Origin of the sequence: Amycolatopsis sp. lyj-346 (genome assembly GCF_046548975.1) — a bacterium.
GTDB lineage: Bacteria > Actinomycetota > Actinomycetes > Mycobacteriales > Pseudonocardiaceae > Amycolatopsis.
Genome location: NZ_JAJPWT010000008.1, coordinates 405,664 through 430,534 on the forward strand (window position 1 = coordinate 405,664; position 24,871 = coordinate 430,534).

Genomic DNA, 24,871 nt, shown 5'->3' on the forward strand with positions numbered 1-24,871 from the left:
TCGCAACGCGCGCGTAAGAGGTTTCCGGCCCGGGTGGTGGCACGAAAGAGTGGCCGCATACCGACGTGTCCTGAATAGCGCGTCCTGGACACCGGAGGATGCGGCCGGTGAATTCGAGCCGTCGGCGAACGGCTGGCCGGGCGTTATTGCGGAATGGCGAGCAGTGCGGTGTCCACGACCTGGCCCAGCATGGCCTTGTCGCGACAGACCGCGCTCATCACGCGCAGGCCCTGGATCATGGTGACCAGGAAGTTCGACACCGCGGGGATGTCGGTTTCCGGGGGCAGTTCGCCCATGCTGCGGGCCAGGTGCAGGGTGCCGTAGAAGGAGTCCTGCAGGGCCGCGATCGCGTCACGCACGATCCGGTTGGCCGCCTCGTCGTGCGGCACCCGCTCGGTGATCGCCATGACGAGCAGGCAGCCGGGCCGGCCCGGCTCCTTGAGCGCGTCGTCGATCCGGCCCAGCAGCAGGTCGCGCACCACCTGGCGGACCGGCACCCGCTGCATCAGGGACACGCGGGTCGCGTCGGTCGTCAGCCGCACGTACCGCTGCAGGGCGTGCTCGTAGAGCCCGTGCTTGCTGCCGAACGCGGCGTAGAGGGAGCCGCGCCCGAGCCCGGTCGCCTCGGCGAGGTCCTGGATGGAGGTGGCTTCGTAACCCTTGCGCCAGAAGACCTCCATGGCCTTCTGGACCACCTCGTCGGTGTCGAACTCTCGGACGCGGGGCATGGCTCCAGTCTAGAGATGGTGGAACGAGCAGTCAACAACAGGGGGGTGTATCTGGACTGATTGATCAACAATGGCGTGCGTATCGATCAAATTTTCGGCAGCTACGCAGGAAGTTCCGGCATCGAGGTGGCCAAGTTGCTCGCTGAATCTTTACTGAGCGATCCAGAGTTGCTATCGTGGGACCCGACCGCCGGGTGCGGTCCGTGCGCGACCGGTTCCGGTGCGCACCCGCGCCGTGGCCGGTGGTGGACCGAACAAGCAGCCGATCAGACTAGGAGTTCAGTCATGCCTCACGTGCAGCGCCGGTCGTCCGTCAGTGACGAGCTGGCCTGGCAGATCGTCCGCGCGGCCGACGAGGCCGCGAAGGCGACCGACAAGCGGTTCGCCATCGCGGTGGTGGACGAAGGCGGCCACCTCAAGGCGTTCCTGCGGCAGGACGGGGCGAAGCTCAACGCCGTGCAGGTCGCGCAGGACAAGGCCTACACCGCGGCGTCCTCGGCGATGCCGACGCAGAAGTGGTCCGAGGTGCTGGAGGCCGACCCGGTGCTGCGGACCGGCGCGCCGACCGCGATCGACCGCCTGGTCAGCATGGGCGGCGGCCTGCCCATCGTGATCGACGGCGAGCTCGCCGGCGCCGTCGGCGTCTCGGGTGCCCACTGGACCGACGACGTCAAGATCGCCGAGGCCGGCCTGGCCGTCCTCGACGCGGAGTCCTGACCGCTCGCCGAGACCCCCGGGAGTCACGATGCCCATCGCCCTGTTCGTGCTCGGGCTGACGGTGTTCAGCCTGGGCACGACCGAGTTCATGGTCGCCGGCCTGCTGCCGGAACTGTCCGGTGCCTTCGGCGTTTCCCTGCCGCAGGCCGGGCTGCTCATCTCGCTGTTCGCGCTCGGCGTCGTCCTCGGCGCGCCGCTGATCACCGCGGCGACCACCAGGGTGCCGCGGAAGACGGCGCTCGTCGTGCTGCTCGTGGTGTTCATCGTCGGCGAGGTGATCGCCGCGTTCGCGCCGTCGTACGGCGTGCTGATGGCTGCCCGCGTGGTCACCGCCGTCGCGCACGGCTCGTTCTTCGGCATCGGCGCCGTGGTCGCGGCCAACCTGGTCGAGCCGGGCAAGCGTGCCCGGGCCATCTCGATCATGTTCGGCGGCCTGACCATCGCCACGATCGCCGGCGTCCCGCTGGGTACGTTCATCGGCCAGCACTTCGGCTGGCGCGCGACGTTCCTGGCCGTCGCGGTCCTCGGCGTGATCGACCTCATCGGTGTCATCGCGCTGGTCCCGCACCAGCCGCGGGCTGGTCACCTCGGCGTGCGCCACGAGCTGGCCGCCTTCCGCAATCCGAAGGTGTGGCTGGCGCTGGGCACGACCATGCTCAGCCAGGCCGCGCTCTACACCGCCTACACCTACATCGCGCCGCTGCTGACCGACGTGAGCGGCTTTTCGGCCGGCGCGGTGCCACCGCTGCTGGCGCTGTTCGGGATCGGGACGTTCCTCGGCAGCGTGCTCGGCGGCCGGTTCGCCGACCGGTCCCTGATGGGCACGCTGTGCGTGGGCCTGCTCCTGCTCGCGGTGATGCTCGGCGCGTTCTCCCTGGCCGCGCACAACAAGCCCGCCATGGTCGCGACGCTGTTCCTGTTCGGCATCGGCAGCTTCCTGATCAACCCGGCGCTGCAGACGCGGGTGATGAACGAAACCGATGGCGCGCCGACACTGGCGAGCACCAGCAACATCTCGGCGTTCAACGTCGGCAACGCGCTCGGCCCGTGGCTCGGCGGCCTCGGCATCAGCGCCGGCGCGGGACTGCTCTCGCCGAGCTGGATCGGCGCCGGGCTGGCCGTGGCTTCGCTGGTCGTCGCGCTGGCCGCGGTGGGTCTCGACCGCCGGGGAACCGATACCGGGAAGGAGGTGGACAACGATGCCGGTCGTGCACGTGAACTGGTGGAAGGGAGCCGGTGAGGCCGAACGCCGCCAGCTCGTGGAGGAGGTGACGGGCACCGTTTCGCGGCTCGCCAAGTGCCCCGAAGCGGCTGTCACGGTGATCGTCACCGACGTGGAAAAGGACCACTGGGGTCTCGGCGGGAAGCTCGCCGCCGACCTCTGAGCGGAGGCCGGGACAGCGTCGTCCCGGCCTCCTCCTGCCGGGAGGAGCCATGATCGTCATCGGCCCGGACGACCCGCGCTACGCGGACTTCACGGCCGGGATCAACCAACGCTACACCGCGAAACCGTCGTCCGTGCACCTGCCGCGGACCACCGCCGAGGTCGCCTCGGTGGTGTCCGCCGCCTCGGGACAGCGGCTTTCGATCCGCAGCGGCGGCCACTGCTTCGAGGATTTCGTCCACCACGAGGGTGTGGACGAAATCCTCGACCTCGGCGCACTGTCCGATGTGGACCTCTCCGACGGTGTCTTCTCCGTCGGGGCCGGGGCGCGCCTGCACGACGTCTACGAGAAGCTGTACCGCGGCTGGGGCGTGACGATCCCCGGCGGGATCTGCTACTCGGTCGGCATGGGCGGCCACCTCACCGGCGGCGGCTACGGCCTGCTTTCGCGGCGGGACGGCCTGACCGTCGACCACCTGTACGGCGTCGAGGTCGTGCTCGCCGACGGCCGGACGGTCGTCGTCACCCGCGATGCGGCAGGCGCCGAGGCCGACCTGTTCTGGGCGCACACCGGCGGCGGGGGTGGCTCGTTCGGCGTGGTGACGCGGTTCCTGTTCGAGGCACCGCTGGTCACGCCGCCGTCCGAGGTGCTCGTGGCGGCGCTGTCGGTGCCGTGGAAGCACCTCGACGAGCGCGGGTTCGCCCGGTTGCTCGGCGGGTACGCGCGCTGGCACCACGAGCACCGCGCGCCGGACGCACCGGGTACGGCGCTGTCGAGCCTGCTCATGCTGAACCACCGCTGCAACGGCACGGTCGGCCTGGTGGCGCAGGTGGACGCGGCCGCGCCCCACGCGGCCCGCGTCCTCGACGAGCACCTGTCGGCCGTCCTCGGCGACCTCGTGACCACGGAGTTCGCCGCGGCGGGCGAGTTCGGCCCGATGCCCGGGCTGTCCCGCCCCCGGCGGCTGCCGTGGCTGCGGGCAACGCGGTTCCTGGGCACGAACACGCCGGTGCTCAACGACCCGACGCTGCGCGCGGAGCACAAGTCGGCGTACGTCCGGAGCACGCTGCCGGAGTCCCAGCTGCGGACGGCGTACGAGTTCCTGACCCGCCCGGACGTCACGAACCCGAACACGATGCTGGTCGCGTTCTCCTACGGCGGCGCGATCTCGGCGGTCGACCCGGCCGCGACGGCGGTGGCCCAGCGCGACAGCACGTTCAAGCTGCTGTACCAGGCCTTCTGGTCCACAGTGGAGGCCGACGCGGCGAACATCGCCTGGGTGCGCGACTTCTACCGGTCGATGTACGCGGACACGGGTGGCGTCCCGGTGCCGGGCGAGGTGGTCGACGGGTGCTACGTCAACTACCCGGACGCCGACCTGTCCGACCCGGCGTGGAACACCTCGGGCGTGCCGTGGCACGGCCTGTACTTCAAGGACAACTACGCGCGCCTGCAGCGGGCGAAGTCGGCGTGGGACCCGGGCGAGTTGTTCCGCCACCGCCAGTCGATCCGCCCGGCTGGACCCATCCGGGTTTCGCCGAGGTCCTGAACGAGGCTTTCCCGGTAGCGGTGCGGGGCGGGGATGGCCCGAGCGAGGGAGGGAAGATGCGCGGAGTGATCGTCGCCGGCGGCGGGCCGGTCGGCATGCTGCTGGCCGCGGAACTCGGCCGGCAGGGGGTCCGCACCACCGTCGTCGAGAAGCTGACCGAAACCCACGACGAACCACGCGCGGGCACGCTGCACGCGCGCACCGCGCAGTCGTTGCTGCGCCGGGGTTATCTCCCGGCGCCGCCGCGGCCGCGCGACCCGTACGCCGTCGTCGAGGTCCCGTTCCACTTCGGCGGCCGCCCGGTGCTGACGCTGGAATCGCCCGCCGTCGAGGGCACGCCGATGATCGGCCAGGCGCAGGCCGACATCGAGCGGTTCTTCGAGGTGCAGGCGCGGGAAAACGGCGTCGAGGTCCTGCGCGGCCACCGGATCACCGGCGTGCGCGACGACGGCGACCGCGTCACGGTCACCACCGGCCGCGGCGAGCTGACCGCCGGGTACGTCGTCGGCTGCGACGGCGCCCGCAGCACCGTCCGGGAAGCCGCCGGGATCACCGGGACCACCCATCCGGCGACCTTCGCGGGCATCCTCGGCCTCGCGCGGCTGGCGGACCCGGCGCGGGTGCCCGGCGGCTGGACGCAGGGACCGACCGGCTGGACCCTGATCAACGTCAACCCGGCCGGGCACAGCCGGATCCTCACGCACGAGTTCACCGAGCCGCTGCCCGAACGCGGCGCCCCGGTGACGCTCGACGACCTGCGCGCGGCCGCGTCCCGCATCCTCGGCCACGACGTGCCGATGGCCGATCCGGTGTTCCTGGGGCGGTTCAGCGACTTCACGCGGCTGGCCGGCACCTATCGCCGCGGACGGCTCCTGCTGGCCGGGGACGCGGCGCACGTGCACGCGCCGCTCGGCGGGCAGGGCCTGAACCTCGGCCTGCAGGATGCGATCAACCTCGGCTGGAAGCTCGCGATGGTGGTCGCGGGCACCGCGCCGGAGACACTGCTGGACACCTACGACGCGGAGCGGCGCCCGGTCGCCGAAGCGGTCATCGAGAACACCCGCGCCCAGGCGGCGCTGATGCGGCCCGGCCCGGAGTTCGAGCCGCTGCGCGCGCTGGTCGCGGACCTGCTGTCCACACCGGACGGGAACCGGCTGCTCAGCGACCGGATCAGCGCCCAGGGCGTCCGGTACGGCGACGGACCCGGGCTGGACGGCGCGTTCCTGCCGAACTTCCCCCTCGGCGATCGGTCGGTGGCACAGCTGCTGCCCCCGGGCCGGCCGGTCCTGCTGCTCGGCCCGGGGGCGCACGGCCTGGCCGACGCGGCGGCGTGCTGGAAGGACGGCGTGGACGTCGTGGCGCACGAGGAAGACCTGGGCGCCCCGGCGATCCTGCTGCGCCCGGACGGCTACGTCGCCCGGGCCTGCCAAGCCCCGGAACCGCTGACGGCCGCCCTCACCACCTGGTTCGGCCCCCGCTGAGCGTGACGCCGGCCGGCCGTACCGGCTTCACCGCAGTTCCTGGATCCCCACCACGGCCAGCATCTCGAGTTTCGCGGCGGAGTCGGTGCCGACCGCCGGGGTGAACCACAGCAGCCGCTGCTTGGCGTCCTCGCTGAACAGGGTGAGGCAGTTGACCTCCAGCAGCCCGAGTTCGGGGTGCACCAGGCGCTTGCGGTCGTTGCGGCGGAACGCGACGTCGTGGCGCTTCCAGTGCTCCGTGAACTCGGGACTGCGCGCGGTCAGCTCCGCGATCAGCGCGGCCACCTCGGCGTCGTCACCGCGGCGGCGCGCCATGGCCGCGCGGAGGTCGGCGACGAACGAGCGGGCGTGGTAGTCGTGGTCCTCGGCGGGATAGAGCGCCCGTGACGCCGGGTCGGTGAACCACCGGTACAGAAAACTCGCCGTCCACCCCGTCGGGGGCGGTGCCGGGCCGAGCAGCGCGGCCGCCAGCCGGTTCTGCACCAACGTGACGCGCAGATCGGTGACCACCTGGGCCGGGGTGCCGTCCAGCCGGTGCAGCAGGTCGAGCAGCCCGGGGTGGACGTGGTCGGCCGCGCCGCCGTCCGCGGGCACCACGCGGCCGGCGAGGTGGAAGAGGTGGTCACGCTCGTCGCGGCTGAGCCGCAGCGCCCTGGCGAGGGCCGCCAGCATCTGCTCGGACGGCTGGGCGCCGGCCCCGCGCTCGAGCTCGATGTAGTAGTCGACCGAGGCGCCGGCCAGCTGCGCCACCTCGTCGCGGCGCAGCCCGGACACCCGGCGCCGCGGCCCGGCGGGCAGGCCGACGTCCGCCGGCCGGACCCGGTCCCGGCGTGACTTGAGGAAGGCGCCCAGCTCGGCGAGGTTCATCCTGCCACTGTGCCACTCCGGGCCGGCCGGCCGAATCGGCGCTGAGGGGGGTTGGCAGCCCCTGTATGGGTGCGAGCCCGGACGCCACGATGGAGACCACCGCCGACCTCCGGGAGTGATCCGATGCCTCGATTCTCGCGACGACGGGAAACCGCGGAGCAGCGGCGTGCGCTGTCCCGTCGCCAGTTCCTCGGCAACGCCGGCGGCGCGGCCGCCGGTGCCGCCGTGGCCACCGTGGCGGTGGCCGTGCCGGCGACGGCCCAGCCCCCGGCACCGGCGGCGACACCGGGGGAGAACCTGGTGACCGTCGGCCTCCGGGTGAACGGGAACCGCACACGCCTGGAGACGGACCCGCGGGCGACGCTGCTGGACACCCTGCGCGAACGCCTTCGGTTGACCGGTACCAAGAAGGGCTGTGACCGTGGGCAGTGCGGTGCCTGTACCGTCCACGTCGACGGCCGCCGGGTGCTGGCCTGCCTGACGCTGGCCGCCTCCGCCGACGGCGCCGAGGTCACCACGATCGAGGGGCTGGCCGACGGCGAACGGCTGCATCCGATGCAGCAGGCGTTCATCGACCACGACGGCTTCCAGTGCGGCTTCTGCACCTCCGGTCAGATCATGTCCGCGGTCGCGCTCGTCCGGGAGGGGCGCGCCGGGTCCGACGAGGAAATCCGGGAGAACATGTCCGGCAACCTCTGCCGGTGCAGCGCCTACCCGTTCATCGTCGACGCGGTCAAGGACGCGCGCGAGGTGCGGTCCTGATGCGTGCCTACGACTTCACCCGGCCGGGTTCGGTGGACCGGGCACTGCGCGACGCCCGCGACGGCAGCGCGTACGTCGCCGGTGGCACGACGCTGGTGGACCTGATGAAGCTGGAGGTACTGACGCCGTCGCGGGTCGTCGACATCAACCGGCTTCCCCTGCACGGCGTCACCGTCGACCGGACCGGGCTGCACATCGGGGCGCTGGAGCGGATGAGCGACGTCGCCCGGCACGATGCGGTCCGGTCGCGCTACCCGGTGATCAGCCAGGCCCTGGAGCTCAGCGCGTCGCCCCAGCTGCGCAACATGGCGAGCATGGGCGGCAACCTCCTGCAGCGGACGCGGTGCTCCTACTTCCGGGACGTGTCGACGCCCTGCAACAAGCGCACGCCCGGCAGTGGCTGCGCCGCGGTCGCCGGGCACAACCGGATGCACGCCGTCTTCGGCACCAGCGACGCGTGCGTCGCCACCCACGCCAGTGACGTGGCCGTCGCGCTCGTGGCGTTGGAGGCCCAGGTGCACCTCACGGGACGCACCGGTCCGCGCACCCTTCCGCTGGCCGGGTTCTACCGGCTGCCCGGCCGGACGCCGCACGTGGAGAACCAGCTGCGCGCCGGTGAGCTGGTCACCGGGCTGACCGTGCCGCACCTGCCGTGGGCGACCCGCTCGGCGTACCTCAAGGTCCGCGACCGGCAGTCCTACGAATTCGCCCTCACCTCGGCCGCGATCGCGCTCGACATCGGACGCGGCGTGATCCGCGGTGCGCGCGTCGCCGCGGGGGGCGTCGGCAGCACGCCGTGGCGGCTCGCCGCCGTGGAGCAGGCGCTGATCGGCCGGCCCGCGACGACCGCGACCTACGAGGCCGCCGCCGCGCGAGCCGCGGACGGCGCCCGCCCGCTGCGGCACAACGCGTTCAAACCCGCACTGCTGCGCCGGACGCTGGTACGCGCCCTCACCCTGGTCGGTGAGGCCCGATGAGCACTCCCCTCGGTGCCGACGTCGCCCGCGTCGACGGCAGGCTCAAGGTGACCGGCGGTGCCCGCTACGCCGCGGACCACTGGGCGGCCGACTGGGCCGGCCGGCTCGCGCACGCCCACGTCGTGCTCGCCACGGTGGGGCGGGGCACCATCCGCGCGATGAACGTCGACGCGGCGAGCCGCGCTCCCGGCGTGCTCGCCGTCTACACGCCCTTCAACCCGTTGCGGCTCTACGCGGCGTCCCGTGGGGAGACCTACGCACCGCTGCAGGACCGCGACGTCCGCTTCCGGGGCCAGGTCATCGGGCTGGTCGTGGCCGGCACCCTCGAACAGGCGAGGGAGGCGGCCGCGCTCGTCTCCACCGAGTACGACGTCGCCCCGGCCCGGACGTCCCTCGCCGCCGGGATGCCGGGTGCGCCGGCCGGCGGCGTTCCCCCGGCCCCCGTGCTCGCTCCCGGCGTGGCCTCGATCGACGACGCGCTCCGCGCGAGCGCGGTGACGGTGGACGTCACCGTCACCCAGCAGCCCCAGAGCCACATCGCCATGGAGCCGCACAGCACGACCGCGGTCTGGCAGGACGACCACGTCACTGTCTACAGTGGATGCCAGGGACCGGCGAACTACGCGGCCGCCCTCGCCGAACGCCTCGGGGTGAACGTCGCGAACATCCGGGTGATCAGCCCCTTCGTCGGCGGTGGCTTCGGCAGCCGGGTAATAGTCTGGGGCGACGGGATGCTCGCCGCCGCGGCCGCCCGGGCGCTCGGCCGCCCGGTCAAGCTCACGCTGACCCGGGAGCAGGTCTTCGTCCTGACCGGGCACCGGCCCGCCGTGGAGCAACGGGTGCGGCTCGGTGCTTCGCGGGACGGAGTGCTCAACGCGGTCAGTCACCAGTGCCACTCCGAAATGCCGGCCGCCGGCGGCTGGAACGAACGGCCCGCCTCGGAAACCGCGGGCGTGCTGTACCGGACGCCGAACCTCGCGATCGACGAGCGGCTGGTTCCCCTGGACACCCCGGCGACCTGGGCGATGCGGGCCCCGAACGAGGCACCGGGCATGTTCGCGCTGGAAACGGCCATGGACGAACTGGCCGTCGCGCTCGGGATGGATCCGGTCGAGCTCCGGTTGCGCAACTACGCGACCACCGTCCCCGGCACCGGCCGGACGTGGACGAGCAAACGGCTCGACGAGTGCTACCGCGTCGGCGCCGAGCGGTTCGGCTGGGGCCGCCGCAGCACCGTCCCCGGCTCCCGGATCGACGGCGAGTGGCTCGTCGGGACCGGGATGGCGACCGCGATCTACCCCGCCAACCGCTCCGACGTCCCCGTGCGCGTGACGCTGCGGAACGACGGCACCGCCCTCGTCGCCACCGCGACCCCGGACCTCGGCACCGGTACGTACACGATGGCCACGATCGTCGCCTCCGACGCACTCGGCATCCCGCCGGCCCGCGTGGTCGTCCAGCTCGGCGACTCGGCGCTGCCGGCGGGCTCGGCCGCCGTCGGTTCGCGGGCGGCCGGGTCCGTCGCCCCCATGATCCAGGCGGCCGCCCGGTCCTTGACCGGGGAGCTCGTCACGCTCGCCGTCCGGACCGAGCGGTCCCCGTTCCACGGGTTCGACCCCGCGTCGCTGACCTATCGACGGGGCTCCGTCGAGGGGCACGGCCGGGCGGTCTCCTTCGGCGAGCTCATCGACCTGGCCGGCCTGCCGGGTATCGAGAGCACCACGCAGGGCGCGCCGGCCCCGGGCCCCGGCGCCCTCGTGGCGCACGGCTTCGGCGCGCACTTCTGCGAGGTGCGCGTCAACCGGTTCACCGGCGAACCGCGCGTCAGCCGGTTCACCACCATCGTCGACGTCGGGCAGGTGATCAGCGCCCGGACGACCCGCAGCCAGCTGGTCGGCGGCGTCGTCTTCGGCATCGGCGGCGCCCTGCTCGAGACCAACCCGGTGGAGGAGAACACCGGTCGCCTCGCCGCCGCGAACCTCGCCGACTACCTCGTCGCCGTCAACGCCGACATCCCGCGGATCGACGTCGGCTGGATCGACTACGCGGACACCGCCTTCAGCACCACGGGAGCCCGCGGCCTCGGCGAGCTGGCCGCGGTGGGCAGCGCGGCCGCGGTCGGCAACGCCGTGTTCAACGCGACCGGCATCCGGGTCCGGGACCTGCCGATCACGCTGGACAAACTCCTCACCTGACCAGCGCGCCGCGACGCGGGCGGCTGGCTCCCCCGACCCAGAGCGCCCCAATGTGGCCTTCGGTGCGTTGAACGCACCCAAGGTGGCCTTCGGTGCGTTGAACGCACCCAAGGCCACCTTGGGGCGCTGGGGGTCAGCCGTTCCGCGGGGGACGGCCGGCGACGGCGATCCGGTCCGGCAACCGGGCGGCGAGGTGCTTGATCAGTTCGCCGATCCGGCGGGGCACGTGGACGTCGTCGGCCCGGAGCGCGTAGATGTCGGCGGGCGGGGTCGGCACGTCGGGCAGGACGCGCACCAAGGCGCCGCTGTCGAGGTGCGTCCGGACCTGCCACTCCGAGCGCATGATCACCCCGTGCCCCTGCAGGGCCCAGCCGGTCACGACGTCGCCGTCGTTGCTCGACAGGCGGCCGCGCACCCGCACCTGGCGGGGGTTGCGGGCGTCTCCGAAGCGCCACAGGGCGAAGTCGCTCTCGTTCTCGCGGAGCACGATGCAGTCGTGGTCCGCCAGGTCCTCGATCCGCTCGGGCACCCCCCGCCGTTCCACATAGGACGGTGCGGCGCACGGCACCCGGCGGTTCCTCGCCAGCCGGCGCATCCGCAGCGAGGAGTCCGGCGGCGTGCCGACGTGGACGGCCAGGTCGAACTCGTGCCGGTGCGGACGCAGGGGGAGCGCGGACGTGCGCAGCCGGATGCCCACCCCGGGATGCCGGGCGCCGAACTCGCCGAGCAGCGGGGCGACGTGCGCGCGGCCCAGGCCGAGGGTGGCCTGGACCACGATGGATCCGCGCAGCTCGCCGGAGCGGTGCGTGACGAGGTCCTCGAGCTCACGCACCTCGTCGAGGATCTTTTCCAGGCGCGCGGCGAACAGTTCGCCTTCGGAAGTCAGGGTGAGCCGGCGGGTGCCGCGGTGCACCAGGCGCGCGTCGAGCCGGCGTTCCAGGGCACCGAGGCGCTTGCTGACGACCGGGAGCGAGCACTGCAGCTCGCGGGCGGCGGCCGTCAGCGTCTCACTGGACGCGACCACGTGGAAGAAGCGGAGGTCGTCGATCGAGGTGGTCGTCCTTTCCATGAGCGAAAGGATAGGTTGCCGCGGCGGCTCTTGTCGCGTCGTCCACCAGCGGTGAAGGTGAAGGCGCGTGCCACCGGATCGACAGGAGCTGCTCGTGTCCCAGCGTTACCGCATCGCGGTCGTCCCCGGCGACGGCATCGGCCCCGAGGTCGTCCCGGAAGGACTCAGGTGCCTGCAAGCCGCCGCCGCCGTCCACGGGTTCGAGCTCGAGACCGTCCACTACGGATTCGCCAGCGCCCGCTATTGGCTGGAGCACGGCGAGATGCTGCCACCGGATTGGAAGGACGTCCTCGGCGGTTACGACGCGCTCTTCTTCGGCGCGGTCGGGTGGCCCGAGGTGGTGCCCGATCACGTTTCCCTGTGGGGCAGCCTCCTGCAGTTCCGCCGCGGCTTCGACCAGTACGTCAACCTGCGGCCGGTCCGGCTGCTGCGCGGGGTCCGCAGCCCGCTGCGCGACCACGGGCCGGGGGACATCGACTTCCTCGTCGTCCGCGAGAACACCGAGGGCGAATATTCGAGCATCGGCGGCCGGATCTTCGAGGGCACCGACCGCGAAACGGTGCTGCAGGAGACCGTGCTGACCCGGATCGGGGTGGACCGGGTGCTGCGCTACGCCTTCGACCTCGCCGCCGCCCGGCCCCGCAAGCACCTGACGTGGGCGACCAAGAGCAACGGCATCGCCATCTCCATGCCGTACTGGGACGAACGCGCGGCGGCGATGGCGGCGCAGTACCCGGACGTCGTCGCGGACAAGGACCACATCGACATCCTCACGGCCAAGTTCGTCCTGCGGCCCGGGCAGTACGACGTCGTCGTCGCCGGCAACCTCTTCGGCGACATCCTCTCCGACCTCGGACCGGCCTGCGCCGGCACGATCGGGATCGCCCCGAGCGCCAACATCAACCCGGACCGCACCTGGCCGAGCCTCTTCGAGCCGGTGCACGGGTCGGCCCCCGACATCGCCGGACGGGGGATCGCCAACCCCGTCGGGCAGATCTGGAGTGGTGCCATGATGCTCGACCACCTGGGGGAGACCGCCGCGGCCGCCGCCGTCCTCGCCGCGATCGAAAGCGTGCTCGCCGAACAGCCGGACGTGCTCACCCCCGACCTCGGCGGCCCCGGCACGACCGAGGGCCTGGGCACGGCGATCGCCGGGGAGATCTCGGCCCGCACGGCGGTGGCGTCGTGACGCCGCCCGCGTTCGACCCGGTCGGCCTGGAGGTCCGGTGGGACCGGCTCGCGGCCGCGACCGACGAGGCTCCCCGGCGGGTCTGGGACCGCTACCGGCTGCGCCCGGGAACGGAGATCCACCACGACCGGCAGCCGGCGGCATCCCCGCTCAGGACGGCGCGACGGCGGCGGACGGGGTGGGCTCGGCGAGCAGATCGCCGAGCCCGCCCCGTGCGTCCTCGATGACGAGCGCCTCCGCCGCCGCCGAGTCGCCTGCCCGCAACGCGCGGACGAGCGCGCGGTGGCTCCCGTAGCGGTCCAGGCCGAACTTGTCGTTCTCGGCGATGCGTTCGATCAGCCGGGCGCGCCGCTCCGGCCAGGAGAACACCCGGGTCTGGCCGAGCAGGCGCACGAGCACCGGGTTGTGGGCGCACGCCTCGACGACCTCGTTGAAGCGCTGCATGGCGTCGAGCAGCCGGTCGAGGTGGCGGGACACGTCCTGCCCGGCCCGCTGCCGTTGCTCGATGACGATCAGCAGGTCGTCGGCTTCGTCGAGGACGGCGTCGAGGTGGTCCAGCTGGGCCGGGGAAGCGTGCCGCGCGGCGAAGCGGGCCACCATTCCGCGCAGCGCCACCTCCACCTCGGCGAGGTCCTGGATCGCGGCGTCGCCGAAGGCCGCCACCTGGACCGTCCGCGGGCCGGTCCGTTCGAGGAGGCCGTCCTGCTCCAGCCGGCGGATGGCCTCGCGCACCGGCGTCGGGCTCACCGAAAGCCGCTCGGCGAGCCCGCGTTCGGTGACCTTCTGCCCGGGCCGCAGCTCGCCGGTGGCGATCGCGTCGCGGATGGCCCGGTACGCGCGATCGGCCAGCGTGTCGGCCGTCAGGCCCTTCAACGTCTCGCTTGCCATGTCGTCACTCTATCTGCCATGGCATAACCAAGAAGCAACACTTGACCATCTTGCTATAGCAAAATACGGTGGCGGTCACCGCTCCGGCGGCGACGACAGGGAAGGTGCGGGATGACGACGGCGTCGAGCACACAGCGCGCGCGAACGGGACGGCTCACGTTCTTCGTGGCCCTGGCGGTCTTCGCGCAGGAGTCGACGTGGAACCTCTACGACTCGCAGGTTCCGCCGTTGCTCCGCGAGCACCTCACCAGTGCCGCGCTGGTCGGTCTCCTGATGGGGATGGACAACGTGCTCGGCTTCTTCATCCAGCCGTGGATGGGCAACCGGTCGGACCGCACCCGGACCGCGTGGGGACGGCGCATCCCCTACCTCGTCGCCGGCATGCCGCTGGCGGCCCTGCTGTTCGTGGTCATCCCGCACGTCGCGGCCTCGCTGCCGCTGCTGATCCTGGTGATGTTCGGCTACGCGCTGGTCGCGAACTCGTTCAAGCCGATCGCCGAATCCCTGCTCCCGGACTTCGTCCCGCCCGAGCGGCGAAGCCGCGCCAACGCGGTCGTCAAGATCGCGGCCAGCCTCACGGTGATGGTCGCGGCCCTGATCAGCCTCTTCCTGATCGACTCGCACCCGAAGCTGTCGTTCGCGATCCCCGCGGTCCTGATGGTGGTGTCCCTGGTGGTGCTGGCCGCGAACGTGCGGGACAGCCGGTCGCCGGCCTACCGGGCCGCCGTCGAGGAGGAACGCGGACCGGACGGCACGGCGGCGACCGGCCCGCGGGTGCGGGACACCGTGCGCGACATCGTCCGGGACACCGACCGCAGCCGGCTGCTGGTCATCGTGGCCATCCTGCTCTTCGGCGGCGCGTGGGCCGCGTCGCGGGCACTCGTCACGCCGTACGGCATGGAGGTGCTGGGCATGTCCCGCGGCGAAGCGGGCGGGCTGACCCTGCCCAGCGGCGTGGCCTTCATCGTGGCCGCCTACCCGGTGGCGAGGCTCGCCGAACGCTTCGGCCGGCTGCGGCTGATGACGGCCGGAATGACGGTGTTCGCGGCCGGCATGGTGCTCGCCACCGTGGTGCGGACGCCCGCCGGGGTGGTCACCGGCCTCTGCGTGGCGTCCGCGGGGGCGTCCGCGTTCCTGGTCAACGCGGTCGTCGTGCTGTGGAACCTCGCCCCGTCCGACCGGGTGATCGGCACCTACACCGGGCTGTACACCGTCGGCTGGGTCGGCGGCGGCTTCCTCGGGCCGGCCGTGGCCGGCGGCCTGGTCGACCTGACGGGCTGGCCGCTGCTGCTGCTCCACGTCGCGGTCATCGCGCTCCTCGCCGTGCTGGCGGTCGCGCGCGTCAGCGCCCTGCAGCGACGGTCGTCCACCGGGCGGGCACTGTGACCGGGCGCGTGCTGATCACCACGGACCACCTGCGGCCCGGCGACGACGTCGACCGCTTCCTGCGTGGTCACGGCCTGGAGACCGTGCACCGGCCCATGACCGGCCGTCGCGATCCCGCGCGGCTCGCGGCCGCCCTCGCCGGGATCGACGCGGCCCTGGTGGCCAACGAACCGCTGACGGCGGAGGTGCTCGCCCAGGCGTCCCGGTTGCGCGTCATCGTGCGCACCGGCGTGGGGTACGACTCGATCGACGTCACCGCCGCGGCCCGGCTCGGGATCTCCGTGAGCAACCTGCCCGGGATCAACGCCAACGCCGTCGCCGAGTACACCCTCGGCCTGCTGCTCGCGGGCACCCGGCGGCTCGTGCAGTCCGCGCGGGGCGTGGCGCGGGGGAGCTGGCCCCGCGAGGACGGACACGAACTGCGCGGCTCGACGCTCGGGCTCATCGGCTACGGCGCGTCGGCGCGGGCGGTGGTGCCGCTGGCCCGCGCGTTCGGCATGAACGTCGTCTGCACGACGAACGTCCCGGTGGAGCACCGGGATTCCGCTGTCCGGTTCACCGGGCTGCCCGACCTGCTGTCCACTTCGGACTACGTCTCGGTGCACACCGCGCTCACCGAGCGGACTCGCGGCCTGCTGGACGCGTCGGCGTTCGCACGGATGAAGCCGACGGCGTTGCTGGTCAACACCGCCCGCGGACCCATCGTCGACGAGGACGCCCTCGTCGCGGCCGTCCGGACCGGACAGATCGCGGGCGCCGCGCTCGACGTCGTGCGTGAAGAGCCGCTCCCGCCCGGCAGCCCGCTCCGCGACGTGGACGGCATCGTCGTCTACTCCCACCTGGCCGGGCAGACGGCCGAAGCACGCGCCGCCGCGGGCCTGCGCGGCGCCGAAGAACTGGTCGCCGCTCTCGCGGGACGGGCGCGGTTCGTGGTCAACGAAGAGAAATGAGGAACATGGACGCAGTGCGCATCCTGTCGCCGAGCGGCATGCTCGGCGCCGGCTGGGACCACGCGACGATCGAGCGGGGGATCGCGCTGGGCGCCGACGTCATCAGCATCGACGCCGGGTCCACCGACTCCGGTCCCCACTACCTCGGGTCCTCCTCGCCCAAGACGACGGCGAAGGCGGTGGCGCGCGATCTGCGCAGCCTGTTCACGGCCGCCGCGGGGGCGGGCATCCCGGTGATCGTGGGCTCCTGCGGCACGAGCGGGACCGACCGCGGCGTCGACTGGGTCGCCGGGATCGCCGCCGAAGTGCTCGCCGAGGAGGGCCTTGACCTGAAGGTCGCGCGGATCTACAGCGAGCAGAACGCGAGTGACCTCAAAGAACACCTCGACGCCGGCCGGATCCACCCGCTGCCGCCGCTGGGGGAACTGACGGCCGAGACCCTGGAAAGCTGCACCCACATCGTCGGCGCGATGGGGCACGAACCGATCGTCGAGGCCCTGCGCGCCGGCGCCCGGGTGGTGCTCGCCGGCCGCGCCACCGACACCGCGGTCGCGGCCGCCTACCCGCTGATGAAGGGAATGCCCGCCGGACCCACGTGGCACGCGGCCAAGATCGTCGAGTGCGGCGGCCAGTGCACGAGCAACCCGCGCGCGGGCGGGGTCCTCGCCACCATCGACGCGCACGGCTTCACCATCGAACCGCTCGACCCGGCGGTGTCGTGCACGCCGATCTCGGTGGCCGCCCACATGCTCTACGAGTCCGCGAACCCGTACGAAATGCGGGAACCCGCCGGCACCCTCGACGTCCGGAACGCCCGGTACACCGCGGTCGACGACCGGATCGTCCGCGTCGAGGGCTCGGAGTTCCACGTCGCCGGCCAGTACACCATCAAGCTGGAAGGCGCCCGGATCACCGGCTACGAGACCATGTCGTTCTCCGCGATCCGGGACCCGCGCATCCTCGCCGACATCGACGCCTGGGCGGAGCTGATGCGCACGGTGATCACGCAGCGGGTGGCCCAGACGCTGGAGCTGGCGGACGACGAGTACGCCTTCGACCTCCGCCTCTACGGCCACAACGCGGTGCTGGCCGAGCTCGAGCCGGAAAGCGGGCCGCCGCGCGAGGTCGGCGTCATGCTGCTCGTCAACGCGCCCGACCAGGCGACCGCCACGGCGGTCGCCAAGGTCGCCAACCCGCTGATGCTGCACCTGCCGGCGCCGGGGATGGACTACCTGCCCAGCCTGGCGTTCGCGTCGTCGCCGGCCGAGGTCGAACGCGGCGTGGCGTACGAGTTCGTGCTCAACCACGTCGTGGACTGCGCCGCTCCCGGCGACCTGTTCCGGACCGAGCCGGGGGAGAAGACCCATGCCTGAAACCACGCTCGCGGATCTCGCCCACGAGGTCCGCTCCAAGAACGCCGGCCCGTTCTGGGTCACCATGGAGCTCTTCATGCGCGACGCCGAGGGTTACCGGATCGCCGCGGACGAGTCGTTCCTCAACGAGGGCGTGATCGCGCGGCTGTACCGCGTCGAGGAAAGCACCGTCCAGCTGTTCCGGATCCCCTCGCTCAACGTCGTGAAGATCTCCTTCCCCCGCCCGATCGGCCAAGGTTCGTTGCGGGACCGGGACATCCACGCCGGCCAGCACCACGTCCCGCTCGCGCGCCTGCCGATCGCCCGGCCGTCGTGATCGCCGACGACCTCGGTTCGTGGGCGGCCGCGCTGCGCTTCGAAGACCTCGGCGAGCACGCGATCCACACGGTCCGGCAACGGCTGGTCGACACCCTCGGCTGCGGGCTCGGCGCGTTCCACACCGAGCCCGGCCGCGCGGCGCGACGGCTCGCCCGCGCCCTTCCGCCCGGCTCGTCGACGGTGCTGGGCACCGGCTTCCGCGCCACCGCGGACGTCGCCACGTTCGTCACCGGGACGATGGTGCGCCACCTGGACTTCAACGACGGCTACCTCGGGCTCGAGCCGGGGCACCCCAGCGACAACATCCCGGCGTGCCTGGCGGTGGCCGAGGCCGAAGGGCGGTCCGGCCGGGACCTCGTCACGGCCATCGCGCTCGCCTACGAGGTCCAGGTCCGGCTGCAGGACGCCGCGAACCTCCACCGCCGCGGGTGGGACCACGCGAACTACGTGCTCGTGTCCGCGGCCCTCGCCGCGGGCAAGCTCATGGGCCTGGCTGCCGGACAGCTCACCCAGGCGGTCAACATCGCCCTGAACGGCCACCTCGCGATGCGGCAGGTCCGGGCGGGCGAACTGTCGTGGTGGAAAGGGTCCTCCGCGCCGAACGCCGCCCGGAACGCGATCTTCTCCGCCTGGCTGGCCCGGGAAGGGTTCACCGGACCCGCGCCGATCTTCGAGGGCGAAATGGGATTCATGCGGCAGGTGAGCGATTCCTTCGTCCTGGAGCCGCTCGAGTTCCCGCGCGGCCCCGAAAGCCCGTACGCGGTATCACGCACGCTCACCAAGATGCTGCCGACGAACGGCGAGATGCAGACCGCGGTGTGGGCGGCACTCGCGTTGCGTGATCAGATCGCCGATCTGGGCGAGGTCGAGCGCATCGTCGTCGACACCACGCACCTCGGCTGGACGATCCTCGGCAAGGATCCGGAGAAGTGGCGCCCGGCCACGCGGGAGACCGCCGACCACAGCCTCCCGTACACGGTGGCCCGCGCGCTCGTCGACGGGAAGCTGACGGCGTCCTCGTACGATCCGGACGCGCTCGCCGATCCCGTCGTCGGGGCCCTGATGGCCCGCGTCGAGGTGCGCGAAGACCCCGCTCTCACGGCGATGCTGCCGTCCCGCATCCCCAACCGGGTCACCATCGGCCTCGCCTCCGGCGCCGAACTCGTCCGCGAGGTCCACAACGCCCCCGGCGGCCACGGGACGCCGATGACCGACGAACAGTTCGAGAAGAAGTTCGTGGCACTGCTCGAACCGTTGGCGACGGCCGCGCGGTGGCGCCGGATGCTCGACGAGATCTGGCACGTCGACCGGGCGCCGGCCGTCACCACCCTCATGCAGGCCCTGGTCGTCGAGGAGGACCGGGGCCGGACACCCGGGGAGACCTCGTGATCCGCGTCGAAGACCTGCCCGCCGCCCACCCGGGCCGCCGTCTGCTGACCGGCCGCACCCCGTTCTTCGCCGCGCCCACCGAACCGCGCTGCAGCTACTGCGCCTACGTCCCCCGGACCTGGACCCCCGAGGCCCGGATGCCGGTGCTGGTGGCCGTCCACGGCACCGGCCGCAACGTCGGCGCGTTGCGCGAGGGACTCATCCCGTTCGCCGACCGGCACGACCTCATCGTCGTGACCCCGCTGTTCCCGGCGGGCATCGACGACCCGGACGACGTGGACAACTACAAGACCCTCGACGCCCACGGCATCCGGTTCGACCTGGTGCTGCTCGAAATCCTGGAGCAGGTCCGGGTGCGGTGGAACGCGCGGGTGGACACGGTGCTGCTGTCGGGGCACTCCGGGGGTGGCCAGTTCGCCCAGCGGTTCCTCTACCTGCACCCGGAACGGCTCGCCGCCGTCGCGGTCGGCGCGCCGGGCAGCGTGACCCTGCTCGACCCCTCGCTCGCCTGGCCGGAAGGCGTCGGCGACACCCGGCGGCGGTTCGGGATCACCGTGGACCCCGCCGCGGTCGCCCGGGTGCCGGTGCTGCTGGTCGTCGGCGAAGACGACGACGGGCGCGCCGACCTGGCCGCCATGGGCTTGTCCGGCCGGAGCCGGCCGGAGGAACTCGACCGGCTGGCCGCGAGCCTGACCCGCCGCGGCACCGCGGTCCGGCACGTCGTGGTTCCCGGGGTGGGCCACAGCGCCGCGGGGACGCAACCACCGATCGTCGGCTTCTTCACCGGCCTGCTGGCCGGATGAGCCGGCCCGCCACGAAAGGAAGTTCCTTGCCCTCAGCCATCCCCGGCTCCCGCCGGCGCCGTGCGGCGGTGTCCGGCGTGGCGCTCGCCGTCCTGGCCACGCTCGGCACCGCCGTCCCCGGCCACGCGAGCACGACGCGGCCGGCCGCCTGCCCGTCCGGCCTGGCCGGGAAAGCCACCTGCTACACCGGCCAGGACGCCAACGGCGCGTACTACACGATCGCCGTCCCGAAGCGCTGGAACGGCTCGCTCGTCGTCCACGCCCACGGCGGACCGGCCGCGTCCTACGATCCTTCCGACACCACCGAGGACCTGGCGGAGTGGGCGGTGCTGGTCCGGGAGGGTTACGCCTGGGCCGCCTCCTCGTACCGGCGCGGCGGTTACGGCGTCAGGATGGCCGCCGCCGACACCGACAACGTGCGCCGCCTGTTCGCCGACCGGTTCGGCCGGCCCGGGCGGACCTACCTCCACGGGCAGTCCTTCGGGGGCAACGTCGCCGCCAAGGTCGCCGAGACCCACGGCCGGGAACACGGTGCCTACGACGGGGTGCTGCTGACGAGCGGCCTGCTGGCCGGCGGGTCCCGCGGCTACGACCACCGCGTGGACCTGCGGGTCGTCTACCAGTACTACTGCCGCAACCTGCCCCGGCCGGCCGAGCCGCAGTACCCGCTGTGGCAAGGGCTGCCGCCGGACTCCACCCTGACCCCGGACGACGTCCTCGCCCGGCTCCAGGAGTGCACCGGCATCGCCTCGGCGGCCCGGACGCCGGTGCAGCAGCGCAACCTCGACGACATCACCGCCGTCACGCGCATCCCGGAACGCTCGCTGCCGACGCACCTGCAGTACGCGACGTTCCTGTTCCAGGACATCGTGGGGAACCGGCTCGGCGGCCGCAACCCGTTCGGCAACCAAGACGTGCGGTACACCGGCTCCCACGACGACCGCGCGCTCAACGCCGGGGTGGCCCGGTTCGCGGCCGACCCGGCGGCCCGCCGTGACCTCTCCTACGACAGCGACCTCACCGGCCAGGTCCGGCTCCCGGTCCTCACCCTGCACGCGATCGACGACCCGTCGGTCTTCGTGGAACACGAGGCGGCCTACCGCGCCACGGTCCGCGGCGGCGGGCTCGTCCAGACGTTCACGCGGGAATCCGGGCACGACGAGCTGAGTGCCTCCGAGTACGCCACGTCCATCGCCGCACTCGACGGCTGGGTGCGCACCGGACGGAAGCCGACCCCGGGCTCGATCGCGGATTCCTGCGTGGCTTTCGACCACACCTACGGCGGTGGGTGCTTCTACGACCCCGGATACCGTCCCGCCGGCTACGACACCCGGGTCCGGCCCCGGCCCGGTGGGGCCGGCTGGCCGGCCATGACCGCGGCGCAGGAGCGGGCGTGGAGCCGGATCGAAGGCGTGGGGATCGCTCCCTGACCCGTTCGCTGCCGCTGTCCCCTCACCACCGGCGGAGCCGGTGTCCGGCGTCGCCCCAGATCGAGGCGAGCCGGACGCCGTCTTCGGTGAAGAAGAACCAGCTTCCCGCGACCGCCGCGCCGAGGCCGAGGACGTTGGTGAGCGAGGGCAGCACGTACGACAGCGCGGCCGGGGCGTCGAGCGCGTCCAAGGCGATCAGGCGGAGGGTCGACGGCGTGGCGATCGACGCCCCGAGCAGGATCAGCCCGGACCAGGCCAGTTTCCACCGACGGCGCTTGGCGGTGCTGAACACCCGGACCGGCAATCGGCCTTCGCACGAGCGGCAGGTCACGGTGGCTTCGACGAGGCCGGTGGCGGGCCGTGAAACCGGGATGTCGCTCAGCGAGTACCGGACGGTGGTCGTGGCCACGACGAGGTGCTCGCGGTACCGCTCGCCGTGGATGCAGGCCAGCCGTACCTGCGGGTGTTCACCGGTCTCGGCCACGGCTCCCCCACTTCGCCCGTTGCTCCCGCAGTATCGGGCGGTCGCCCGGGGACCGGTCCCGCGCCGCGCACCCCATGCTCGGCGCATGCAGTCGGCGAGTGCACCGGTCACGACCGGGCGGAGCAGGATCGGGTTCGGAGCCGCGCTGGCCCGGGCGGTGCGGCTGAGCTTCCGGTTCCGGGGCCGGGCCTCGCGGCCGGAGTTCTGGTACTTCTTCCTGGCCTACGTGCCACTGGTCGTGGTGCTCGGGGGCATCGAGAACGTCGTGGACGAAGAATGGCTCTACACGGTCGGCACCGTGCTCTACCTGCCGTGGGTGGTGCCGTTCGTCAGCGTCGGGGTCCGGCGGTTGCACGACGTCGGGCGGTCCGGCTGGTGGTGCGTCGGCATCATCTCCTGCGTCGGCTGGATTCTTCTGCTCACGTTCTGGAGCGGGCGGGGCCAGCCGGGGGAGAACAGGTTCGGGCCGCCGCCGCGGTGACGCGGTGTCAGCGGAGCAACACGGCGTTTCGTAGACTGCCCGGGTGACCAAGGGGCGGGTGGTGGCCGGCCGTTATCGGCTGGAGGAGGAGCTCGGCCGGGGTGGTATGGGCGTCGTCTGGCGGGCTGTCGACCTCGAACTCGGCAGGCAGGTGACGCTCAAGCGGGCGTTGGGTGAGGATGCGGGGCAGATCCGGCGGGAGGCCCGGATCGGGGCCGGGCTGCTGCATTCGAATGTGGTCACGGTGTTCGACACGGTGGTCGACGGGGACGCCCGGTGGCTGGTCACGGAGTATCTGGCTGCCCGGAGCCTGGAGGAACTTGTCGACGACGGGGGCCCGCTGCCCGAGGAGCGGGTCCGGCGGATCGGTGCGCAGCTGGCTGGGGCGCTCGCGGACATGCATGCCCGCGGCATCGTTCATCGTGATGTCAAACCGGGCAACGTCCTGGTGACGGTGGACGACGTCGCCAAGCTGACCGATCTGGGGATCGCCCGGTGGACGGAGGTCACCCGCACGGGTGGTGCTCAGTTGACGGGCACGCTGGGGTATGTCGCGCCGGAGGTGGCTGACGGCGCCGAGGCCGGGCCCGCCTCGGACGTCTTCTCGCTGGGGGCCACCCTGTACGCGGCGATCGAAGGCCGGTCGCCGTGGGGTTCGGGTGAGGATGGTCCGTTTGCGCAGATGCGTCGTGCTGCGGCGGGGCGACCGGCGCCTGCGGAACGCGCGGGGCGGTTCGCGCCGGTGCTGGCGGCCTTGATGGCGCGGCACCCGGCTGACCGGCCCGCCGCCGCCGAGGCGGTCACGCTGCTCATGGCGGACGCGCCCGCGCCCCGGCGGCCGCGCCGCCACCTGCGCCGCCGGCTGCTGGCCGGGGCCGCGGTCGCGGCGGTGGCGGCGCTGGTGGCGGGGTTCGTTCTCGGTCGGCCGTTGTGGACCACCACTACCGGTGGCGCGCCGGTTGGGGCGAACACTCTGGGTGCGGATCCGGCGGGGACGGATCCGTGTGCGGCGATTTCGATCAATGCGCTGGCGTCGTTCGGGGAGCCGTTCGTGGATCCCGAGGTGCTGAATTTCGGTACCTGTGTGGTCACGACCACGTTGACGGGCAAGACGGGGCAGGTGCAGACGCGGCTCGATTTGACGGGTCCGTTGCGGTATCCGCCGCGGCCGCCGGTGCCGGGGAAGATGGGGGAGATCGAGTATCCGGATGCTCGTGACGGCTCCTGTGAGCGGGCTATTTCGCTGGCTGATGCGAACCGGGTGGTTGTTACCTCACGTGCGCTGGATGAGGGTGCGAGGGAGGCGCCGGTGTGTTCGTTTTCGGAGTCGGTGCTGTCCGGGGTGCTGACGACGCTGGCGAATGGGCCTTTGCCGCGGCGCGCTCAGCTGCCGGAGTGGTCGCTGGCGCATGTTGATGCCTGTGGTCTGCTCGACGACGCCACGACGGCCGGGGTGCTGGGGCAGGTGAAGAAGCCGGATCGTGGGTTTGGTGGCTGGAAGTGCACGTGGGAGCACGATCCGCGCACGGTCAGCGTGGAGTACAGCCGGGAATGGCCGATCGAAGGGGATGAGGAAGTCCCGGGTGAGCGGGTGCGGGTGGGGAACCGTAATGCGGTTGTGGCGCCGGTGGCTGGTGGGCGTCCGGAGTGCGCTGTGATGGTGGTGCATCGCTCGTATACCCCGGTGTTGCCGGTGCTGAACGGCACTCCTCCGATCCGGGAGGAGGTCGTCAAGGTGGCGGTCGAGGATGCCGGCGCGGCGGGTGGGGACGTGTTGTGTGTGACGGCGCGGTCGTTGGCGGAGGTTCTGGTCCGGCGGTTGCCGTGAACCCGGGACCGGTCCCCGGCGACCTCGGCTAGAAAAGGGGGGAGAGCCGGACCGGAGGAGACGGGACGAGAACGTGGCAATGCAGGTGCTGGCCGGTCCGACGGCCGAGGGGGCTGCCGGACCGGCGCCGCGGACCCGGCCCGACGGCGCGGGCTTCTGCGCCTGCGAACGGAGGCGGCCGTGACCACCGAACGCCTCGACCCGCACCGCCGGCGCAGCCTCCGCCACGGCGTCACCGGCACCGTGCCCGGCATGCTGAGCGCCCTGACCGTCACCGGCGGCGTCGCCGTCCCGCCCGCACCCGGCAACCGGGTGACCTTCGGACGCAACCGCCTGGAAGTCGACGTCTGCGTCGGCGAAGAAGACGTACGGATCAGCCGGGTCCACGGACACCTCGTCCGCGAACGGGACCGCTGGTGGCTCAGCAACACCGGCCGCTCACCGATCCGGCTCTCCGACACCGTCCTGCTCCACCACGACAGCGAACCACTCCCGCTGGCCGACGGCTACACCGCCCTGTTCCTGCGCGGCACCCGCGAACACGTCCTCGAACTGCTCGTCTCCGACGGCGACACCGGCCTCGCCACCCGCCGCCCGACCCACCCGACAGCACCACCGAAAC

23 protein-coding genes and 1 pseudogene are annotated in these 24,871 nt (G+C 72.4%); 19 read left to right on the top strand and 5 right to left on the bottom strand.

Annotation, left to right across the window (positions count from 1 at the left end):
• Positions 1-143: 143 nt before the first annotated feature.
• A complete protein-coding gene (locus ACLJQE_RS24855) occupies positions 144-728 on the bottom strand; it encodes a TetR/AcrR family transcriptional regulator (RefSeq protein WP_410641741.1) in 585 nt (194 codons plus the stop codon).
• A 285-nt stretch (positions 729-1,013) separates the two neighbouring features.
• Here ACLJQE_RS24855 and ACLJQE_RS24860 point away from each other — a divergent pair, with 285 nt between their 5' ends.
• Genes ACLJQE_RS24860 through ACLJQE_RS24880 form a run of 5 tightly spaced genes read left to right on the top strand, consistent with a single transcriptional unit; the run spans position 1,014 to position 5,860 of the window.
• Positions 1,014-1,445 (top strand): GlcG/HbpS family heme-binding protein, encoded by a 432-nt coding sequence (locus ACLJQE_RS24860; protein ID WP_410641742.1) that lies wholly within the window; start codon positions 1,014-1,016, stop codon positions 1,443-1,445.
• Positions 1,446-1,473: 28 nt separating this feature from the next.
• Entirely contained in the window at positions 1,474-2,685 is a 1,212-nt protein-coding gene (locus ACLJQE_RS24865) for a Cmx/CmrA family chloramphenicol efflux MFS transporter (RefSeq protein WP_410641744.1), read from the top strand.
• The gene (locus ACLJQE_RS24870) at positions 2,645-2,830 is read left to right on the top strand and encodes a tautomerase family protein (protein WP_348956390.1); all 186 of its coding nucleotides are present in this window, start codon (positions 2,645-2,647) and stop codon (positions 2,828-2,830) included. Before ACLJQE_RS24865 ends, ACLJQE_RS24870 begins: the two co-directional genes overlap by 41 nt.
• A 49-nt stretch (positions 2,831-2,879) precedes the next feature.
• A complete protein-coding gene (locus ACLJQE_RS24875) occupies positions 2,880-4,379 on the top strand; it encodes an FAD-binding oxidoreductase (RefSeq protein ID WP_410641745.1) in 1,500 nt (499 codons plus the stop codon).
• Positions 4,380-4,435: 56 nt separating this feature from the next.
• Positions 4,436-5,860 carry an FAD-dependent monooxygenase gene (locus ACLJQE_RS24880; RefSeq protein ID WP_410641746.1) on the top strand — a complete coding sequence of 475 codons (1,425 nt, stop codon included), beginning with the start codon at positions 4,436-4,438 and terminating at the stop codon, positions 5,858-5,860.
• A gap of 27 nt (positions 5,861-5,887) precedes the next feature.
• On the opposite strand, the gene ACLJQE_RS24885 is transcribed toward ACLJQE_RS24880, so the two are convergent.
• Positions 5,888-6,727, bottom strand: a complete 840-nt coding sequence (locus ACLJQE_RS24885) for a helix-turn-helix domain-containing protein (protein ID WP_410641747.1) — start codon at positions 6,725-6,727, stop codon at positions 5,888-5,890.
• Positions 6,728-6,850: 123 nt separating this feature from the next.
• Here ACLJQE_RS24885 and ACLJQE_RS24890 point away from each other — a divergent pair, with 123 nt between their 5' ends.
• Genes ACLJQE_RS24890 through ACLJQE_RS24900 form a run of 3 tightly spaced genes read left to right on the top strand, consistent with a single transcriptional unit; the run spans position 6,851 to position 10,661 of the window.
• A complete protein-coding gene (locus ACLJQE_RS24890) occupies positions 6,851-7,489 on the top strand; it encodes a (2Fe-2S)-binding protein (protein ID WP_410641748.1) in 639 nt (212 codons plus the stop codon).
• Positions 7,489-8,466 (top strand): FAD binding domain-containing protein, encoded by a 978-nt coding sequence (locus ACLJQE_RS24895; protein ID WP_410641749.1) that lies wholly within the window; start codon positions 7,489-7,491, stop codon positions 8,464-8,466. Before ACLJQE_RS24890 ends, ACLJQE_RS24895 begins: the two co-directional genes overlap by 1 nt.
• Positions 8,463-10,661: a xanthine dehydrogenase family protein molybdopterin-binding subunit gene (locus ACLJQE_RS24900; RefSeq protein WP_410641750.1), complete on the top strand. Its 2,199-nt coding sequence runs from the start codon at positions 8,463-8,465 to the stop codon at positions 10,659-10,661. The genes ACLJQE_RS24895 and ACLJQE_RS24900 overlap by 4 nt, the downstream gene beginning before the upstream one ends.
• 133 nt (positions 10,662-10,794) lie before the next feature.
• On the opposite strand, the gene ACLJQE_RS24905 is transcribed toward ACLJQE_RS24900, so the two are convergent.
• A complete protein-coding gene (locus ACLJQE_RS24905) occupies positions 10,795-11,730 on the bottom strand; it encodes a LysR family transcriptional regulator (protein ID WP_410641751.1) in 936 nt (311 codons plus the stop codon).
• 67 nt (positions 11,731-11,797) lie between these two features.
• Between ACLJQE_RS24905 and ACLJQE_RS24910 the strand changes: the two genes are divergently transcribed.
• Entirely contained in the window at positions 11,798-12,919 is a 1,122-nt protein-coding gene (locus tag ACLJQE_RS24910; RefSeq protein ID WP_410641752.1) for a tartrate dehydrogenase, read from the top strand.
• A gap of 150 nt (positions 12,920-13,069) precedes the next feature.
• Here the strand turns inward: ACLJQE_RS24910 and ACLJQE_RS24915 are convergent, their stop codons facing one another.
• Entirely contained in the window at positions 13,070-13,807 is a 738-nt protein-coding gene (locus tag ACLJQE_RS24915) for a GntR family transcriptional regulator (protein WP_410641753.1), read from the bottom strand.
• 111 nt (positions 13,808-13,918) lie between these two features.
• On the opposite strand from ACLJQE_RS24915, the gene ACLJQE_RS24920 reads away from it, so the two are divergent.
• Genes ACLJQE_RS24920 through ACLJQE_RS24950 form a run of 7 tightly spaced genes read left to right on the top strand, consistent with a single transcriptional unit; the run spans position 13,919 to position 21,456 of the window.
• Entirely contained in the window at positions 13,919-15,193 is a 1,275-nt protein-coding gene (locus ACLJQE_RS24920; protein ID WP_410641754.1) for an MFS transporter, read from the top strand.
• Positions 15,194-15,201: 8 nt separating this feature from the next.
• Entirely contained in the window at positions 15,202-16,143 is a 942-nt protein-coding gene (locus ACLJQE_RS24925) for an NAD(P)-dependent oxidoreductase (protein WP_410641755.1), read from the top strand.
• A 5-nt stretch (positions 16,144-16,148) separates the two neighbouring features.
• Positions 16,149-17,516 carry an acyclic terpene utilization AtuA family protein gene (locus ACLJQE_RS24930; protein WP_410641756.1) on the top strand — a complete coding sequence of 456 codons (1,368 nt, stop codon included), beginning with the start codon at positions 16,149-16,151 and terminating at the stop codon, positions 17,514-17,516.
• Positions 17,509-17,832 (top strand): DUF4387 domain-containing protein, encoded by a 324-nt coding sequence (locus ACLJQE_RS24935; RefSeq protein ID WP_410641757.1) that lies wholly within the window; start codon positions 17,509-17,511, stop codon positions 17,830-17,832. The genes ACLJQE_RS24930 and ACLJQE_RS24935 overlap by 8 nt, the downstream gene beginning before the upstream one ends.
• Positions 17,829-19,223: an MmgE/PrpD family protein gene (locus ACLJQE_RS24940; protein ID WP_410641758.1), complete on the top strand. Its 1,395-nt coding sequence runs from the start codon at positions 17,829-17,831 to the stop codon at positions 19,221-19,223. Before ACLJQE_RS24935 ends, ACLJQE_RS24940 begins: the two co-directional genes overlap by 4 nt.
• Positions 19,220-20,026: an alpha/beta hydrolase gene (locus tag ACLJQE_RS24945; protein ID WP_410641759.1), complete on the top strand. Its 807-nt coding sequence runs from the start codon at positions 19,220-19,222 to the stop codon at positions 20,024-20,026. Before ACLJQE_RS24940 ends, ACLJQE_RS24945 begins: the two co-directional genes overlap by 4 nt.
• 26 nt (positions 20,027-20,052) lie before the next feature.
• Positions 20,053-21,456, top strand: coding sequence for an alpha/beta hydrolase family protein (locus ACLJQE_RS24950; RefSeq protein ID WP_410641760.1), 1,404 nt, complete (start codon positions 20,053-20,055; stop codon positions 21,454-21,456).
• A gap of 22 nt (positions 21,457-21,478) precedes the next feature.
• Here the strand turns inward: ACLJQE_RS24950 and ACLJQE_RS24955 are convergent, their stop codons facing one another.
• Positions 21,479-21,940, bottom strand: coding sequence for a hypothetical protein (locus ACLJQE_RS24955; RefSeq protein ID WP_410641761.1), 462 nt, complete (start codon positions 21,938-21,940; stop codon positions 21,479-21,481).
• An 85-nt stretch (positions 21,941-22,025) separates the two neighbouring features.
• Here ACLJQE_RS24955 and ACLJQE_RS24960 point away from each other — a divergent pair, with 85 nt between their 5' ends.
• The 3 genes and pseudogenes from ACLJQE_RS24960 to ACLJQE_RS24970 all read left to right on the top strand — a co-directional run.
• On the top strand, positions 22,026-22,421 hold the full coding sequence (locus tag ACLJQE_RS24960) for a DUF805 domain-containing protein (RefSeq protein WP_410641762.1): 396 nt from the start codon (positions 22,026-22,028) through the stop codon (positions 22,419-22,421).
• A gap of 43 nt (positions 22,422-22,464) precedes the next feature.
• Positions 22,465-24,249, top strand: a complete 1,785-nt coding sequence (locus ACLJQE_RS24965; RefSeq protein WP_410641763.1) for a serine/threonine-protein kinase — start codon at positions 22,465-22,467, stop codon at positions 24,247-24,249.
• Positions 24,250-24,429: 180 nt separating this feature from the next.
• Positions 24,430-24,871 (top strand): annotated as a pseudogene (locus ACLJQE_RS24970) (FHA domain-containing protein); the annotation flags it as partial.